Source organism: Bradyrhizobium sp. MI1.10 (genome assembly GCF_055811035.1).
This window is the reverse complement of the sequence record NZ_JBVVPN010000009.1, coordinates 92624-108083: the sequence shown is the minus strand read 5'-3', so window position 1 is coordinate 108083 and position 15460 is coordinate 92624. Positions and strand designations below refer to the sequence as shown.

Genomic DNA, 15460 nt, shown 5'->3' with positions numbered 1-15460 from the left:
GCCTTGTCTGTGGCAATTGGGTAGGCGCCTGCCATCTGAGAGCGGCCGTGGTGCCAAGGAAGTCGCGATGCCAAAGGTGCTGCTGATCGAGGATCACGACGAGACTGCCCAGCAGATCGCGGCTGAGCTCGCTGGTCGTGGATACGAGGTCGACCGGGCGGCGACGGGCATTGAGGGACTCGACAAAGCTCGCGCAGGCGGGGCCGATGTCATGATCGTCGACCGTCTGCTTCCCGGAATCGACGGCCTGACCATCATCGAGGTTGCCAGGCAGGAGCAGGTGCGCACCCCCGTTTTGGTCTTGAGCGCCCTCGGAGCGGTGGATGACAGAATTCGCGGGTTGCGGGCCGGCGGTGACGACTATTTGACAAAACCATTTGCGATCCTTGAGCTGATTGCGAGGATTGAGGCCCTGCTGCGAAGGCCTGGTGAAAGCCGGGACACCGTTCTGCGGGTCGGACCACTTGAAGCCGATTTGCTGGAGCGTACCGCTACGCGGGACGGTCGCCCGCTCGATCTTTTGCCGCGCGAGTTCCGACTGCTCGAATACATGATGCGCCGCGTCGACCAACTGCTCACCCGAGCGATGCTGTTTGAAGAAGTCTGGAATTACAAGTTCGTGCCCCAGAGCAATCTCGTCGATGTGCATATGGGCCGGCTCCGCCGCAAAGTCGATCCGGCCGGCCAGCCGCCGATGATCCTCAATATCCGGGGAGAAGGATTTATGTTGCGTGCGCCTTCCTAAGATTATTCGAACGAGAGCCTTCCGATCGACCATTCTTCGCGGGACCATGGTCGCAATCGGCGCGTTCGCGATCTGCGTCTTCCTGATCATCGTCTTCATCTACTGGCCGACTTCCAGATACGTGACCGCGAGCGTCGATCGACTGATTGTCGATCGCGCCAATACGTTCTCAAGCCTTTCTCCGCAGCAGCGGCTCCAAGCGCTCCAGCAACACCTCGACGGGGATCCGCGGCGGGTGAAGCTTGGCGGCCTCTTCGACGCGCAAGGAAACCGCGTGATCGGAAACATTGAAAGTCTGCCGCGCAACCTACAGCCAGACGCCCCACCACAGCAGCTTTCAGTAGTGCGGATCGATGCTGCCGGCCGCGAGCAACAGTTGGCGCGCGCTGTCGCACGCAAGCTTGATGATGGAGGGATACTCCTTATCGGCCGGAACACCGACGAGCTGTCTGAAATCAGCAGCACGATAGAGCGAGCAGTCGCATGGGGGCTCATTCCGTCGCTGTGCCTTGGTTCGCTGTTTGGCGCATTCCTGAGCATCAGGACGCAACAACGGCTCGACCAGTACAACCGGCAGATCCAACGCATCGTGGCGGGCGAATTGCGCGAACGCTTGCCGGAACAAGGTGGGGCTCCCTTCACCGAGCTGGCGCGGCTTATCAATGCAATGCTGGATGAAATGGAGGAGCTTCTGCGTAGCGTTGCCGGAGTGGGCGACGACATCGCTCACGACCTGCGGACGCCGCTCACGAATGTGCGGATGACCCTGGAGCGCGGACGGCACAAAGCGAAGACTCTTGACGAGCTGAAAGCGGCTGTCGATCGCGCCATCGGCGGGCTCGACCAATCATTAACGATGGTCACCGCCCTGCTCCGCATCACCGAAATCGAGCATAGTCGGCGTTTGGCGGGGTTCCGGGGGGTCGACCTGGCGGAGTTGGTACACGACGTTGGAGAGCTCTACGAGCCTATGGCCAAAGACAAAGGCGTAACTCTAGTCGTAGAAGCCAAAGAAAAGATGGTGGTCCAGGGCGATCGCGACCTGCTGTTCGAGGCCATTGCAAATCTCGTCGACAACGCCGTGAAATTCACGCCGGAATGCGGCCATATCGAACTCAAGCTCTGCCGCATCGGAGAAAAGAGCGTCGTGCACGTCAGCGACACCGGGCGCGGAATCGCACCGAGCGAGCGTGACCTCGTCACGAGACGCTTTTATCGATCCGACAAAAGCCGCGGGGAGCCCGGGGTTGGATTGGGTCTGAGCCTGGTGGTTGCGATCGCAAAATTGCACGGAGTTCAGTTCGGGCTGTCGCCAGCGCCAACCGGACGGGGTTGCGTTGCGGAGATCGTGTTCGAGCGCGTTCCACCGCAAGTCAGTTGAGAGCATTGCGACGCGTCGGTCGACGAGCAGATCTGCCCAGGCGCCCGGCCACAGCCAAGCAGGATGACCCTAAATTCAAGTTTAACTTTGCCGCTGAGAATTTAGTGGCCCCAATCCGCCGGCCGCGTATCTCTACTCCTAGCTAACGCCTTGAAGCCAACGCGTCGAACCGCTCCTATCGGTTCAACGGAACTCTCGTTGGTTCATACGGCGATTTGCAAATCGATGATCAGGAGATGCCGATGCGGCGACGATTGTTCGTGGCAGCGCTTGCGCTGCTTTGCGCCAGCGCAGCCAGCGACGCGCAAACAACCACCGGCCCCTCGGCAATGGGTGCGACTTCCCCGATGGGCACACTCGGCTCCAACGGAACGAGCAGCAGCTTTACTGGCGCCGGCGTCCCGCTTGGGGCAACCGAAATCGATTCCGGCGGTCTAGGTCCGACGGTTAGCGCGTTGTGCAATGCGACTGGCTCGACGGGCGCAATGGGCACGTCGTCGACCTCTTCTATGGGTACGGGTGTAACGAGCAGCGCTTCATCCCCGTCCTCGACCTTCGACGGCGGCGGCATGACACCGAGTTCAAGCTGCGCCACGACATCAAGCAGCACAACCTCTTCAAGCCAGCCCGCGACTTCGACGGCGGGCGTGCTTGGCGGCACGATCCCGCTGGGTGCAACGGAGGCCGATACCAGCGGCGAAAGCCCGATGACAGCGGTACCGCTACCCAACACTTCGGGCGCTGCGTACGCCACGGCGCCATGCACGTCCGGCTCCTCCGCTTCCTCGATGACCGGCGCTACCGGCACGAACAATTTTTCATCCTCATCAGGCTGCTGACTGCTTCAGGGAGCGTTGCATGCGCAAGCTATGGCTCGTTATTCTCGCTGGCGTGGTGGTTGCCGGAGGAGCTGCATTGGCCGCTCGGCAAATCCGCCCGCCCAAACCAAACATGGTTGGCGTTGCGCCGGAGTCGGTGCCGGTCGTGGCGGGAACGGTGGTTCGTCACGACGTGCCGATCTACCGGCGTGGCGTAGGCACGGTGATTGCCTATAACAACGTGATCGTGCGCAGCCAGGTCACCGGCCAGCTCATCAAGATCGCCTTCACGCAGGGACAGACCGTCAAAAGCGGCGATCTCCTCGCCGAGATCGACCCTCGCCCATATCAAGCGCAACTCGATCAAGCGATCGCCAACCGCGATCGCGATCAGGCGCAGGTCGAAAATGCACAGGCCAATCTGAACCGGTACGTGCCGCTGGCCAAGAACGGTTGGGCAAGCACGCAGCTCGTCGATACCACGAAGGCTCAATTGGCCCAGCTTCAGGCGATGGTGAAGTCCGATGAGAGCGTCATCGAGCAAGCGAAGACGAATTTGAGCTATACGCAGCTGACGTCCGCAATCGACGGCGTGACCGGCCTTCGCCAAGTCGATATCGGCAACATCATCCATCCGACCGATACAGCTGGCCTAGTGGATGTGACCCAGATCCAGCCAATCTCATTGCTGTTCTCGCTTCCCCAGACCGACTTTGTGGAGATCAATCGGGAGATGGCCAAGGGACCACTGAAGGTCCTCGCCTATAGTCAGGATGACAAGACCCAGCTCGATGAGGGTAAGCTCGATCTGGTGGACAACCAGATCGTTCAGACCACCGGCACGATCAAGCTACGGGCGAGCTTTCCCAATGCGAGACGGATGCTTTGGCCGGGCGAGCTCATCAATGCGCGACTCTTTTTCGAAACCCGCCATAACGGGTTGACCATTGCCGCCTCCGCCATTCAGCAGGGCCCCCACGGACCCTTCGTCTGGGTGATCGGGGCAGACGAAACCGTGACGACGCGGCCAGTGAGGGTTGCCGAGATCAGCGATGGCAGCGCGCTGATCGATTCAGGGCTTCAGGCCAGCGAGAAGATTGTGGTCGACGGCCAATACAGGCTGCAGCCGGGTACCCGCGTGCAGGAGCTCCAGGGCAGCGCGGCGCAGGAAGCAGATCTCCAGAACTCCGTCGAGCAGGAAATCCCATGAACATATCCGCGACGTTCATCCACCGGCCGATCGCCACGGTGCTGCTGATGGCTGGGCTGTTGCTCGGCGGACTGGTCACCTACCGATTGCTTCCCGTCGCCTCCCTGCCGAACGTCAACTTCCCGACCATTTCGGTAACGGCCAGATTGCCCGGAGCCGATCCGCAGACCATGGCATCTTCGGTCGCGACGCCGCTCGAGCAGCAATTTTCGCAGATTCCCGGGTTGACTCAGCTGACCTCCGCGAACGCACTCGGATACACCCAGCTCACGGTCCAATTTGATCTCAGCCGCGATATCGACAGCGCGGCGACCGACGTTCTCGCCGCGATCAATGCGGCGACGCCATATTTGCCGACAGGAATTCCCTACCCTCCGACCATCCGCAAGGTAAACCCTGCGGACACGCCGATCCTGGTGCTCGGCTTGACGTCCAACACCTTGCCGCTCACGACGGTGGACGCCTTTACCGAAAACATCCTGGTGCCGAAACTCTCGCAGATCTCCGGCGTCGGCCTGATCGGTATTGGCGGGCAGCAAAAGCCGGCGATCCGCGTCCAGGTCGATCCGCAGGCACTTGCCAATCGCGGCATCGGCCTGGAAGACGTTCGCAACGTGCTGATGCAGGCCAATGTTGATCAGCCGAAGGGCACGCTGAACAGTCCGCACCAGACCTTCACGCTGGGCACCAACGATCAACTGCTCAAGCCGGACGCCTACAAGAACCTGATCGTCGCGTACCGCAACGGCGCACCGGTGCACGTCAGCGACATCGGCAACGTCATCGAAGCATCCGAGAACAACCAGATCGGCGCTTTCGTCAACAAACAACCGGCGATCATCCTGGCCATTCAACGCCAACCCGGCGCCAACGTCATCCAGACCGTCGACCTGATCAAGTCCCAGCTGCCTCAGCTACAGGCCGCGCTGCCGCCGGGCATCAAGCTCGATATTCTGTCCGACCGCACCCAGACGATTCGCGCCTCCGTTTCCGACGTACAGTTCACGCTGCTCTTGACGGTCGCACTCGTGGTGATGGTCATTTTCGTCTTCCTGCGCAATTTCTGGGCCACGGTAATCCCCGCCATCACCGTACCGCTGTCGCTGATCGGCACCTTCGCCGCCCTCTATGCGCTAGGCTACAGCCTGGACAATCTCTCGCTGATGGCACTGTCAATCGCGATCGGCTTTGTGGTGGACGATGCGGTCGTGGTGATCGAGAACATCGTCCGCCATCTTGAAGCCGGATTGAGTCCGATGGAGGCGGCCCTGAAGGGTTCGCGCGAAATCGGTTTCACGATCATCTCGATCACGCTGTCGCTGATCGCGGTGTTTATCCCGCTGTTCCTGATGGGCGGCTACGTTGGAAAGCTTTTCCAGGAATTCGCGATCACGGTAAGCGTGTCGCTGATCCTCTCGCTCGTGATCTCGCTGACGCTGACGCCGATGATGTGCTCACGCCTGCTCAAGCATGACACGGGCAAGCACGGATGGCTCTACCGGCAGTCCGAACGCGCTTTCGACGGACTGCTTGCCATCTACGAGCGCGGTCTGAAAGTGGCGCTACGCCACCGCTTCATCACGCTGATGACGATGTTCCTGGCCATCGCGGTAACCGGCTATCTGTACGTCGTCATTCCAAAAGGCTTCTTTCCGCAGCAGGACACCGGCCTGATCGTCGGCGTCGCCGAAGCCGCGCAGGATATCTCCTACCCCGCAATGAGCCAGCGCATGCACGCCGTCATCGATAAGGTGGTCGAAGATCCTGCCGTGTTGTCCGTGGGCTCCGCGATCGGCGCCGGCGGTGGGGTCGCCACGGTCAATCAGGGACGCGTCTTCATTACGCTCAAGCCGCGCGAGCAGCGCAACGCCAGTGCCGACCAAGTGATCAACCGGCTCCGAACCAAGCTCGCCTCGGTGGAGGGCATCACGCTTTACATGCAGGCCGCCCAGGACATCACGGTCGGTGCGCGCCTGGCCAAAACCCAATTTCAATACACGCTTACCGATTCGGACCAGAACGAGCTCAATCACTGGTCGGCCATCTTCCTGGACAAGCTGAAGAGCATTCCAGAGATTACCGACGTGACGACCGATCAGGAGAACGCCGGGCCGCGCCTTGATATTGCCGTTAACCGGGACGTCGCGTCGAGCTTCGGGATCCTGCCTTCGGCCATCGACAATACGCTCGACGACGCCTTTGGCCAGCGCATCGTCTCCACCATCTTCACGTCGCTCAACCAGTACCACGTGGTACTGGAAGTCCTTCCGCGCTTCCAGACCAGCCCAACCGTGCTACAGCAGATCTATCTCAACTCCTCCAACGGACAACAGGTCCCGCTGAGCACGCTCACCAAAAGCACCGTCACCGCCGCGCCGATCGTCATCAACCATCAGGGAATGTTCCCCTCAACCACGATCTCGTTTAACCTGAAACCGGGAGCGGCCCTGGGCACCGCGGTTGCCGCGATCCAGCAGTTCGAACGCACCAGCGGCAAGCCGCTCTCGCTCGCCACCACGTTCCAAGGCAACGCGAACGCATTCCAGGCGGCACTTTCCGGCGAGCTGGTGCTGGTGCTCGCGGCGCTGATCGTCATCTACATTATCCTCGGCGTGCTGTACGAAAGCTTTATCCATCCGATCACGATCCTCTCCACCCTGCCCTCCGCCGGCATCGGCGCGTTGCTTCTCCTCATTGCCGTGCATATGGATCTCAGCGTGATCGCCATAATCGGGATCATACTGCTGATCGGTATCGTCAAGAAGAACGGCATCATGCTGGTCGACTTCGCCCTCGAGGTGGAGCGCAATGAAGGACTGACATCCGAACAGTCGATCTACCAGGCCTGCGTGCTCCGCTTCAGGCCCATCCTGATGACGACCATGGCAGCGCTTTTGGGCGGGGTGCCGCTGATGCTCGGCACCGGCACGGGATCCGAGATACGACAGCCGCTCGGGTATACGATCGTCGGTGGGCTGATACTTTCGCAGCTGCTGACGCTGTTCACGACGCCTGTGGTCTACCTCTATCTTGATCGCCTGCAGCAAACGTTTCGCGGCCGGCCCGCGCCGGCGCAGGAAGCTGCGTCAAGCTCCACCGCGGCTTGAGATTGCCGCGGCCAACCTGCGCGCCGCGATTGCGCGGCGCTCCAAGGAACGCGGCCTTGGTTCTAGCTGCACGACCGACTCCGGTTCAGCTAACAGCGAATTTAAACGCCGGAATTGCCTTTTAATAGCGCATCAGTAGCTCGTTCCTTAATCCATAGATGCTGGGCTCAATCATCGGAGCTGCATCATGCAGGACTGCAACGTAGTCGTCGCGCAAACCACTTTGAAAACCACGGCGATCAATCGGACGGAGTCACCCCCGTTTGGACGGTACGCTGGCGCCATCCGCCGTTTCGAGATGCTTGAACAGGAGCAAGAGCAGCAGCTTGCGCGCCGCTGGCAAGAGCTGGGCGATCAAACAGCTGCCGACGCCCTCGTGACCAGCCATCTTCGGCTCGCCGCGAGCGTGGCGAAGCGCTATCGGGGATATGGTCTCCCGCTCGCTGATATCATCTCCGAAGCCAATCTCGGTCTGGTGATGGCCGCAACACGTTACGAGCCGGGTCGCGGCTCACGTTTCTCGACCTACGCGCTGTGGTGGATCAAGGCTACGATCCACGATTACATTCTTCGATCCTGGTCACTGGTCAAGATCGGAACGACGGCTGCCCAGAAGAAGCTGTTCTTCAGTCTCAGGCGCGAAATGAGGAAGCTTGCCAGCGAGACGTCCAGCCTCACGCCGGAGGTGGCCGATGCCATCGCTAAGCGGCTGGAGGTTTCGCCTCGCGACGTTCTGGAGATGGACCGCCGCCTGAATGGCGACCTGTCGCTGAATAGGCCGGTTAGCGAAGATAGCGAGACGGTGGACTGGCAGTCGAGGCTGGTCGACCCATCGCCGACGGCCGAGGCGCTCCTGGCCGAACACGACGAATCTGAGCAGCAAGCACGCGCGCTGCGCACCGCATTGGATACTCTTACGTCACGCGAACGACGGGTGTTCGAGGCGCGCCGGCTAAACGACCGCCCTGCCACGCTCGAGGTCCTGGCGTGCGAACTGTCGATCTCTAGCGAACGCGTCCGGCAAATCGAAACCTGCGCCTTTGAAAAGGTCAAGCGGGCCGCCAGGAGGAACCTCAGGCCGGACAGGTCAGCATCGAGTTCCGAGCCGGAGCAGGAGCCCAATAAACAGATGGAAGCGGCATAGAGCTTCCTTCGACAATGGCTGCAGGCCCACCACCGCCGGTTCTGGCTCGAACGGGACTGTAAAGCTCGCCGGAGTGCCCTGGACGCAAGATGAGTGAAGCCGACAATTGCGATGTTCGTAATCGCACGCTGGACGAGCGGGGGCGATCGCCTGGCGCTTCATTCTTCCGGTACCCGCGCTCTCTCGGACGTTCTGGTTGTCGTTCTGGAAGCGGGAATATGGCCGCGTCCCGGAGCTCCACGGAGGGATCAGGTTGTCCGGATCTGCGCCATCGCCCGAAGTCAAGAGAGGCTTGAGCGATCGAGCTGCGTGTGATTCGAGGTTGTGCAGAACGTCCCGCAGCCACACGAGACGCAAGTCTGCTCCGACGCGTCGCAATCGCCTATCGAACGACCGATTGGAATGTTCGTGCCAGCCCGAATTTCTCGTCGGGAGAGCAGTGTCGGAGCGCATTGGGCTGACCGAATGATGGATCAGCCCAAGGCCGCTTGGAAGCCAAGGTTGGCACGCGCGGCTTATCGACTCAAAACGGCTGAGGCTCGCAAGGGACATTGTCGCCCGTCCACGGCGCCGTCGCAAACGCGCCCACGCGGGGGGCGGGAACGCACACACGCCCGTCAACGTCACGCTCGGCCGTGGAGCCAGCCGCCGCCACATGCCGCTGGGCTACGTAGTGCTCGCGAGCCATGGCAGGCGTCGCAAGCATGGCGGTAGCGATCAGTCCGGCCGACAACAGCTTGATTTTGGTCATTGAACTACTCCTGTGAAGGGTGAAGCCAAACCATTTGGCTTTCACCCACGCAGGTCGGAGTCGATGCCGGGGTTCGAAATGCAATATTCGCTCACGGACATTCAACGCGCTGTGAGTTGCTGCGTATGGAACGCAAACCGCCGAACGTCAGTCAGCTCCGCACAACGAATTGTTACTCTGCGCATGCGGCCCCTTCCCTACTTCTCCGTGCGAAAGGACTTTCGTCATGAAAAAGGTTTGTGTTCTGCTCGTCGCCCCCTTTTTCGTTCTTCTAACCAGCCCGACATTCGCCCGCGGCGGAATGGGCTTGCATCAGACGCTCAGGACAGGCGGCGTCTTTGGCTCCAGCGCAGCTTCACCAGGGACCAACTCGTTGGGTACAGCGCTCTCGTCGGACGCCGTGGCCAACGGCCACCGCATGAATGGCCCTTTGCTGGGGACTGATCCCGCCATCGATCGTGAAGAGGCAAAGGTGGACAAGATGATTGATTCCATCTGTCGGGGCTGTTGACTTCCGGCGAAGCTCCGACTGGTTTTCGCGAACCGACTGACTCGATGCTGCGGGCAGCGGCTCTAACGCACACTGATAGCGTGTCCAATCGAAGTTCTGCGCGTCGGCTTGCATTGATGTGGCCCGCTGCGAGCAAGCGTTGCAGGATAGCGCCTTAGCTTGTCGGCACACACTTTCGCGCTGCGCTCAGAATGCCTCAGAGGAACCGAGAAGGAAGGGCGCAATCTCTCGACGCCTCAACAGTCGCAAATCTCTGGAAGATGGTGGCCGAGCCAATTGAAGCCGCCGCACAGCTTCTAAACTCGAATTTAGTCGCCTTAATGCCAATTTAATAACTCCGCGCGGCGGTCTTGCTACCTTCTTGGACAGGACTTTGGGCGTTTCTGCGAGCAGCGGTGGTTGCACTCCAGGTTCGTCCTCACTTTTCCAGAGGAGGCGTTAATGCCGACCAAAACAGTCGCCGACCAGTTCGTGGAAACCCTCGCGGCTGCGGGGATCAAACGCATCTATGGCGTGGTCGGCGACAGCCTCAACGGCCTGACCGACGCTATTCGCCGCCATGGCAAGATCGATTGGATTCATGTCAGGCACGAGGAAGTGGCGGCCTTTGCTGCCGGCGCCGACGCGCATCTGACGGGCGAACTCGCTGTGTGCGCGGGCAGTTGCGGACCCGGCAATCTTCACCTCATCAATGGACTGTTCGATTGCCACCGTTCGCACGTGCCCGTGCTTGCGATCGCTGCACACATTCCGTCACCTGAAATCGGCAGCGGGTACTTTCAGGAGACGCACCCGCAAGAGCTGTTTCGGGAATGCAGCCACTACTGCGAGCTCGTGTCCGGATCCCACCAGATGCCGCGCGCCTTGGAGACCGCGATCCGGGAGGCGGTCGGCAAGCGCGGCGCGTCAGTCCTCGTCATCCCGGGGGACGTCGCCTTGCAGGTCGCTGCCGTAGCGCCGCCGCCGAAGCGCGCAATGTTGCTACCACCTGTTCCGGTCGTCACACCCGCTCCCACCGATCTCGCTCGGCTGGCGAAATTGCTCAACGACGCAAGCCGCGTGACGATCTTGTGCGGCTCAGGATGCGCGGGCGCCCATGACGAGTTGCTCGCCCTCGGTGAACTGCTCCAAGCACCGATGGTGCACGCGTTGCGCGGCAAGGAACACGTTGAGTGGAGCAATCCGTATGACGTTGGCATGACAGGGCTGATCGGCTTTTCTTCCGGTTATTACGCCATGCGCGACTGCGATGTCCTGTTGATGCTGGGGACCGACTTTCCTTACAGGCAGTTCTACCCGGAGGCGGGTGGCGCGCGCATTGCGCAGGTCGATTTGCGGCCCGAGAATATCGGCCGCCGGGCCTCGGTCGATGTCGGAGTCATTGGCGGCGTGAGCGAGACGCTTGCGGCGTTGCTGCCAATGCTCACGCCGAAGACCGACGCTGCGCATCTCGCGCAAGCCCAGCGACACTACGCCAAGGCACGCAAGGGGCTTGACGAGCTTGCCGTCGGCAGGCCCGGCGGCGGATTGATCCACCCTCAGCAGGTCGCGAAAGCGATCAGCGACCAGGCAGCTGAAGATGCGGTATTCACCTGCGATGTCGGTCTGCCGACAGTGTGGGCCGCCCGCTATCTCGAAATGAACGGCAAGCGCCGGCTACTCGGATCATTCTGGCACGGTTCCATGGCCAACGCGATGGCGCAAGCCCTCGGTGCGCAAGCCGCCTGTCCGGGTCGGCAAGTGATCTCGCTCTCTGGCGACGGCGGCTTCACGATGCTGATGGGAGATTTCCTTACCCTCGTTCAACAGCGCCTTCCGGTGAAGGTCGTCGTGTTCAACAACAGTGCATTGGGCTTCATCGAGCTCGAGCAGAAGTCGACAGGAATTCTTGACTATGGAACCGAGCTCAAGAATCCGAACTTCGCAGCGATGGCCGAAGCCGTAGGGATTCGCGGCATTCGCCTCGAAGACCCGGCCGACGTCGATGATGGAATCGCCGCGGCGCTCGCCCACGACGGGCCAGTTCTCATCGATGCGGTTGTCAACCGAACCGAGCTCGCGATGCCGCCCTCGATTACGCTGGAGATGGCGAAGGGCTTTACGCTTTACATGATCAAGGCTGTGATCGGCGGACGCGGCGACGAGGTCGTGGACCTCGCCCGCTCCAATCTTTGGCGTTGAGGGAGGCAGCAATGGAAGTCACAGCGCTGCTTCTGTCGCGCCTTCAGTTCGCTTTCACCATCTCTTTCCACATCATCTTTCCATCGTTCACGATCGGCCTTGCAGCCTGGCTCACGATTCTGGAGGCATTGTACATCGCGACCGCACGCCCCGCCTACCGCACGCTCTTCGAGTTCTGGCTCAAAATCTTTGGCGTTGCCTTCGGTCTCGGCGTGGTCTCCGGAATTGTGATGGCGTTTCAGTTTGGCACGAACTGGAGCGAGCTATCCCGGATGTCGGGGCCGATTCAGGGGCCGCTACTCTCCTACGAGAGTTTTACCGCCTTCGCATTGGAAGCGAGCTTCTTTGGAATTCTGCTGTTCGGCCGCAAGCGCGTTCCGCCATGGTTTTATCTGATCGCCACCGCCATGGTGGCTCTGGGCACGACGCTTTCAGCGTTCTGGATCATGGTCAACAACAGCTGGATGCAGGTGCCGGTCGGCTACGCCATACAAAACGGCACCTTTGTTCCGGTTGATTGGTTCAAGATCATCTTCAGCCCGGTGGTCTGGGTGCGTTTCCCGCACATGTTGCTCGCCGCCTATCTCACCGGCGCGTTCTGCGTGGCTGCCACGGGGGCCTGGTACGTGCTGAGACGGATCTACACCCCGGAAGCCCGTATCATGCTTCGAATGGGCCTCTATCTCGCCGCCGTGCTGCTTCCGGTTCAACTGCTGTTTGGCCATCTTGTCGGCGATTACGCGCATGACGACCAGCCGGCGAAGTTCGCGGCGATCGAGGGCCGTTGGCACGACGAGCAACCCGCGGGCGAAGTTCTGTTCGCAGTGCCTGATGCCGCCTCGCAGACCAATCGGTACGAAATCAAGGTTCCGATTCTCGGCAGCTTGATCGGCAGCATGAGCTTTGATGCCAGGGAAGTCGGCCTGACCAGCTTTCGGCCTCAGGACCGGCCACCGGTACTCATTCCCTTCTTCGCGTTCCGCACCATGGTCGGCTGCGGCCTCTTGATGTTGGCGCTCGCCTGGCTTGGCTCCTACCGGTGCTGGAAGCGCCGGATTCACCGCAATCCGCTCCTGCTCTGGTCGATATTTCTGAGCTTTCCACTGCCTTTCATCGCGACGCTGACCGGCTGGTTCACGGCGGAAGTCGGACGCCAGCCCTGGACCATCTACGGGCTGCTTCGGACCGCTGATGCAATGACGCCCTTTTTGACGACTCGTACGGCGGCTATTTCGCTCGGGGTGTACTGCGGCCTTTATACCTTCATCTTCGTGTTCGGGATTTTCTACATCTACCGCCTGCTGCGAACGGGCCCTGCTGCCAGCCTCGTGATGGCGACCTTCGCCATTCCCAATCGCCCGATGTCCGCGGCCGACCATCAAGGCGACCTTGCCCTTCCGCTCACCGCAGGAGAATAGCGATGGTGATGTTCTGGGTCGCGGTATTGGCGATCAGCATCCTGCTTTACGTCTTGCTGGACGGCTTTGATCTCGGCGTCGGCATTCTGTTCGGCATCACCCCTGGTGACGCGCCACGGCGCGCGATGGTGAGCGCGGTCGCGCCGATCTGGGACGGCAACGAGACTTGGCTGGTGAGCGCCGGCGTCGTGTTGTGGGGAGCGTTCCCGCTTGCGTATGCGACACTGATTTCGGCGTTCTATTTGCCGGTCTTGCTGATGCTGGCCGGACTGATCCTGCGCGGCGTCGCGTTCGAGTTTCGTAGTAAGGCAGCACGGACGCGGTGGATCTGGGACGCTTCATTCGCGGGCGGCTCCTTGGCCGCGGCATTCATGCAGGGCCTGATGGTGGGCGCGCTGGTTGAGGGTCTTCCGATGGTCGGCGCTCGCTATGTCGGTGGAGCCTCCGGCTGGCTAAGTCCGTTTTCGGTGCTGTGCGGCGTTGGGCTCTGTCTTGGGTACGCACTGCTCGGCGCCTGCTGGCTCGTACGGAAGTGTGAGGCCGACGTTCGCGACGCGTGTTATCGCCTCATTCCCTATTTGTCGGTGGCCCTGCTCGCCTTCCTGGCCACCGTATTTGGCTACGCCTTGGCGGAGGACCTTCCGGTAATGACGCGCTGGCTCGACCGACCTTCCTTGTTTGTCTTCCCGATAGCCGGCGCACTGGCTGCCATCATGCTCGCTACCAGTGTCCGACTTCGTCAGGATGCACTGCCGTTTCCGATGATGGCACTCATCTTCGTGGCCGCGTTCGGCACGCTCGCGATCTCGTTCTGGCCCTACATGATCCCGTTCGCCATCACCATCGATGAGGCCGCCGCGCCTCAGGCGAGCCTCGCCTTCATGTTCTGGGGCGCCGGCCTGTTCGTCTTCCCGCTGATGCTGCTCTACACGGCCGTCAACTACTTCGTATTTCGCGGCAAGATCAGTTCGACAGCCGAGCATTACTAAAGCGAGAGCTGGCATGCTCAAAGAGCTCGGCGCGGGTTCGGCGGCGACCGGCACTGGGGAGTTGACCAGCTTGGCACCCTAGCTGCGTATGCCACTACCAGCCAGATCATTAAACTGGAATTTAGTGGTTCTCTAGTCGAGGCGCCCTAACTTACCAAGTGAGCATCAAAATCAATTCGGGACGCCATGAGTACTTCTGCGACAATCAACATCGTCAGCCCCGCTCAATTCGATCAGGGAACGGCGCAGACTCCAGGATGCGAGCGTCGCGCCGCGATCGCACCGGAGCTCAATATCGCTTCGGCTATCTGGGGTGGACTGTTTGAAGTGGGACCGGGATCACAAACCGGCGTTCATCATCACGGAGAGCAAGAGACGATTGCCTACGTCCTTTCGGGCATCTGCGAGATCCGCTGGGGCGAGAGAGGCGAAACTGTCGCGAAGGCGAGGGCCGGCGATTTCATTCATGTGCCCGCCTTCCTGCTGCACATGGAGATCAATCCTTCGAAGCAAGAACCGTTTCGATGGGTCGTCGTGCGCAGCACCGCGACGCCCGTTGTTATTAACCTCCCTGACGACGCCTGGTCCACACTTCCGGTGCGCTCATGATCGAGACAGGAGCAGCACACATCCGGCGCCGCCCGATCTTGGTTGCCATGGTCGCAATTGCCCTGGCCGCCTTCTTGGCGATCGCTCTTGTGAGCTCGCGCAGCGTCGCCGCCGGGCCTGGGGCGTCCTCGCCTGCTGCTATCCCATATCTGCCGAGCATCAGCGATCTGATGATCGAGACGATCCAGCCGCGGCACGAACGACTTTGGCGAGCCGAGCAGGAGGGAAACTGGGATTTTGCGGCCTACGAACTTCGAGCGCTCCGTGGCGCATTCGATCGGCTCGGGCGGTCCCATCCAACCGACCAGCAGACCTCTCTTCCGCAGATGATTGCCTCCGTCATGGAACAGCCGTTCAGGGAGCTCAACGGTGCGATCCAAGCCAAGGATGGCACGGCATTCGCCAAGACCTACGCCGGCCTGACCGACGCATGCAATTCGTGCCATCAGGCTCTTAACCACGGCGTCGTCGAAATCCGCCTACCGAGCAGGACGTCCCCATCGGATCCAAATGCTACCGATGTCCCGCACAATTGAAGCTCTCACTGCGTACCGAAGGCATTGCCTAGCCGTTCCGACAGAGCGGCACGCTTGCTA

General features: G+C 60.8%; 13 protein-coding genes. 11 read left to right on the top strand and 2 right to left on the bottom strand.

All coding sequences use genetic code 11. From position 1 onward, the window contains the following. Positions 1-67: 67 nt before the first annotated feature. Positions 68-745 carry a response regulator transcription factor gene (locus tag AC0L3K_RS11980; protein ID WP_473366054.1) on the top strand — a complete coding sequence of 226 codons (678 nt, stop codon included), beginning with the start codon at positions 68-70 and terminating at the stop codon, positions 743-745. Positions 746-791: 46 nt separating this feature from the next. Beyond that, positions 792-2126: a sensor histidine kinase gene (locus tag AC0L3K_RS11975; protein WP_473366053.1), complete on the top strand. Its 1335-nt coding sequence runs from the start codon at positions 792-794 to the stop codon at positions 2124-2126. A gap of 229 nt (positions 2127-2355) precedes the next feature. Here AC0L3K_RS11975 and AC0L3K_RS11970 read toward each other — a convergent pair whose 3' ends face one another. Further along, a complete protein-coding gene (locus tag AC0L3K_RS11970; RefSeq protein WP_473366052.1) occupies positions 2356-2940 on the bottom strand; it encodes a hypothetical protein in 585 nt (194 codons plus the stop codon). Between the two features lie 44 nt (positions 2941-2984). On the opposite strand from AC0L3K_RS11970, the gene AC0L3K_RS11965 reads away from it, so the two are divergent. The 3 genes from AC0L3K_RS11965 (at position 2985) to rpoH (ending at position 8405) form a co-directional block, all read left to right on the top strand. After that, positions 2985-4154, top strand: coding sequence for an efflux RND transporter periplasmic adaptor subunit (locus tag AC0L3K_RS11965; RefSeq protein ID WP_473366051.1), 1170 nt, complete (start codon positions 2985-2987; stop codon positions 4152-4154). Then, complete coding sequence (locus tag AC0L3K_RS11960; protein WP_473366050.1) at positions 4151-7261, top strand: multidrug efflux RND transporter permease subunit; 3111 nt, start codon at positions 4151-4153, stop codon at positions 7259-7261. Before AC0L3K_RS11965 ends, AC0L3K_RS11960 begins: the two co-directional genes overlap by 4 nt. 187 nt (positions 7262-7448) lie before the next feature. Then, the gene (gene rpoH, locus AC0L3K_RS11955; RefSeq protein WP_473366049.1) at positions 7449-8405 is read left to right on the top strand and encodes an RNA polymerase sigma factor RpoH; all 957 of its coding nucleotides are present in this window, start codon (positions 7449-7451) and stop codon (positions 8403-8405) included. A gap of 523 nt (positions 8406-8928) precedes the next feature. On the opposite strand, the gene AC0L3K_RS11950 is transcribed toward rpoH, so the two are convergent. Then, on the bottom strand, positions 8929-9156 hold the full coding sequence (locus tag AC0L3K_RS11950; RefSeq protein ID WP_473366048.1) for a hypothetical protein: 228 nt from the start codon (positions 9154-9156) through the stop codon (positions 8929-8931). 226 nt (positions 9157-9382) lie between these two features. Between AC0L3K_RS11950 and AC0L3K_RS11945 the strand changes: the two genes are divergently transcribed. The 6 genes from AC0L3K_RS11945 (at position 9383) to AC0L3K_RS11920 (ending at position 15400) form a co-directional block, all read left to right on the top strand. Next, complete coding sequence (locus AC0L3K_RS11945) at positions 9383-9667, top strand: hypothetical protein (RefSeq protein ID WP_473366047.1); 285 nt, start codon at positions 9383-9385, stop codon at positions 9665-9667. A 441-nt stretch (positions 9668-10108) separates the two neighbouring features. Continuing rightward, positions 10109-11848 carry a ubiquinone-dependent pyruvate dehydrogenase gene (gene poxB, locus AC0L3K_RS11940; protein WP_473366046.1) on the top strand — a complete coding sequence of 580 codons (1740 nt, stop codon included), beginning with the start codon at positions 10109-10111 and terminating at the stop codon, positions 11846-11848. A gap of 11 nt (positions 11849-11859) precedes the next feature. Then, entirely contained in the window at positions 11860-13266 is a 1407-nt protein-coding gene (locus AC0L3K_RS11935; protein WP_473366045.1) for a cytochrome ubiquinol oxidase subunit I, read from the top strand. Positions 13267-13268: 2 nt separating this feature from the next. Then, on the top strand, positions 13269-14255 hold the full coding sequence (gene cydB / locus AC0L3K_RS11930; protein WP_473366044.1) for a cytochrome d ubiquinol oxidase subunit II: 987 nt from the start codon (positions 13269-13271) through the stop codon (positions 14253-14255). Positions 14256-14441: 186 nt separating this feature from the next. Continuing rightward, the gene (locus AC0L3K_RS11925; RefSeq protein WP_473366043.1) at positions 14442-14864 is read left to right on the top strand and encodes a cupin domain-containing protein; all 423 of its coding nucleotides are present in this window, start codon (positions 14442-14444) and stop codon (positions 14862-14864) included. Further along, complete coding sequence (locus AC0L3K_RS11920; protein ID WP_473366042.1) at positions 14861-15400, top strand: cytochrome family protein; 540 nt, start codon at positions 14861-14863, stop codon at positions 15398-15400. Before AC0L3K_RS11925 ends, AC0L3K_RS11920 begins: the two co-directional genes overlap by 4 nt. Positions 15401-15460 lie beyond the last annotated feature (60 nt).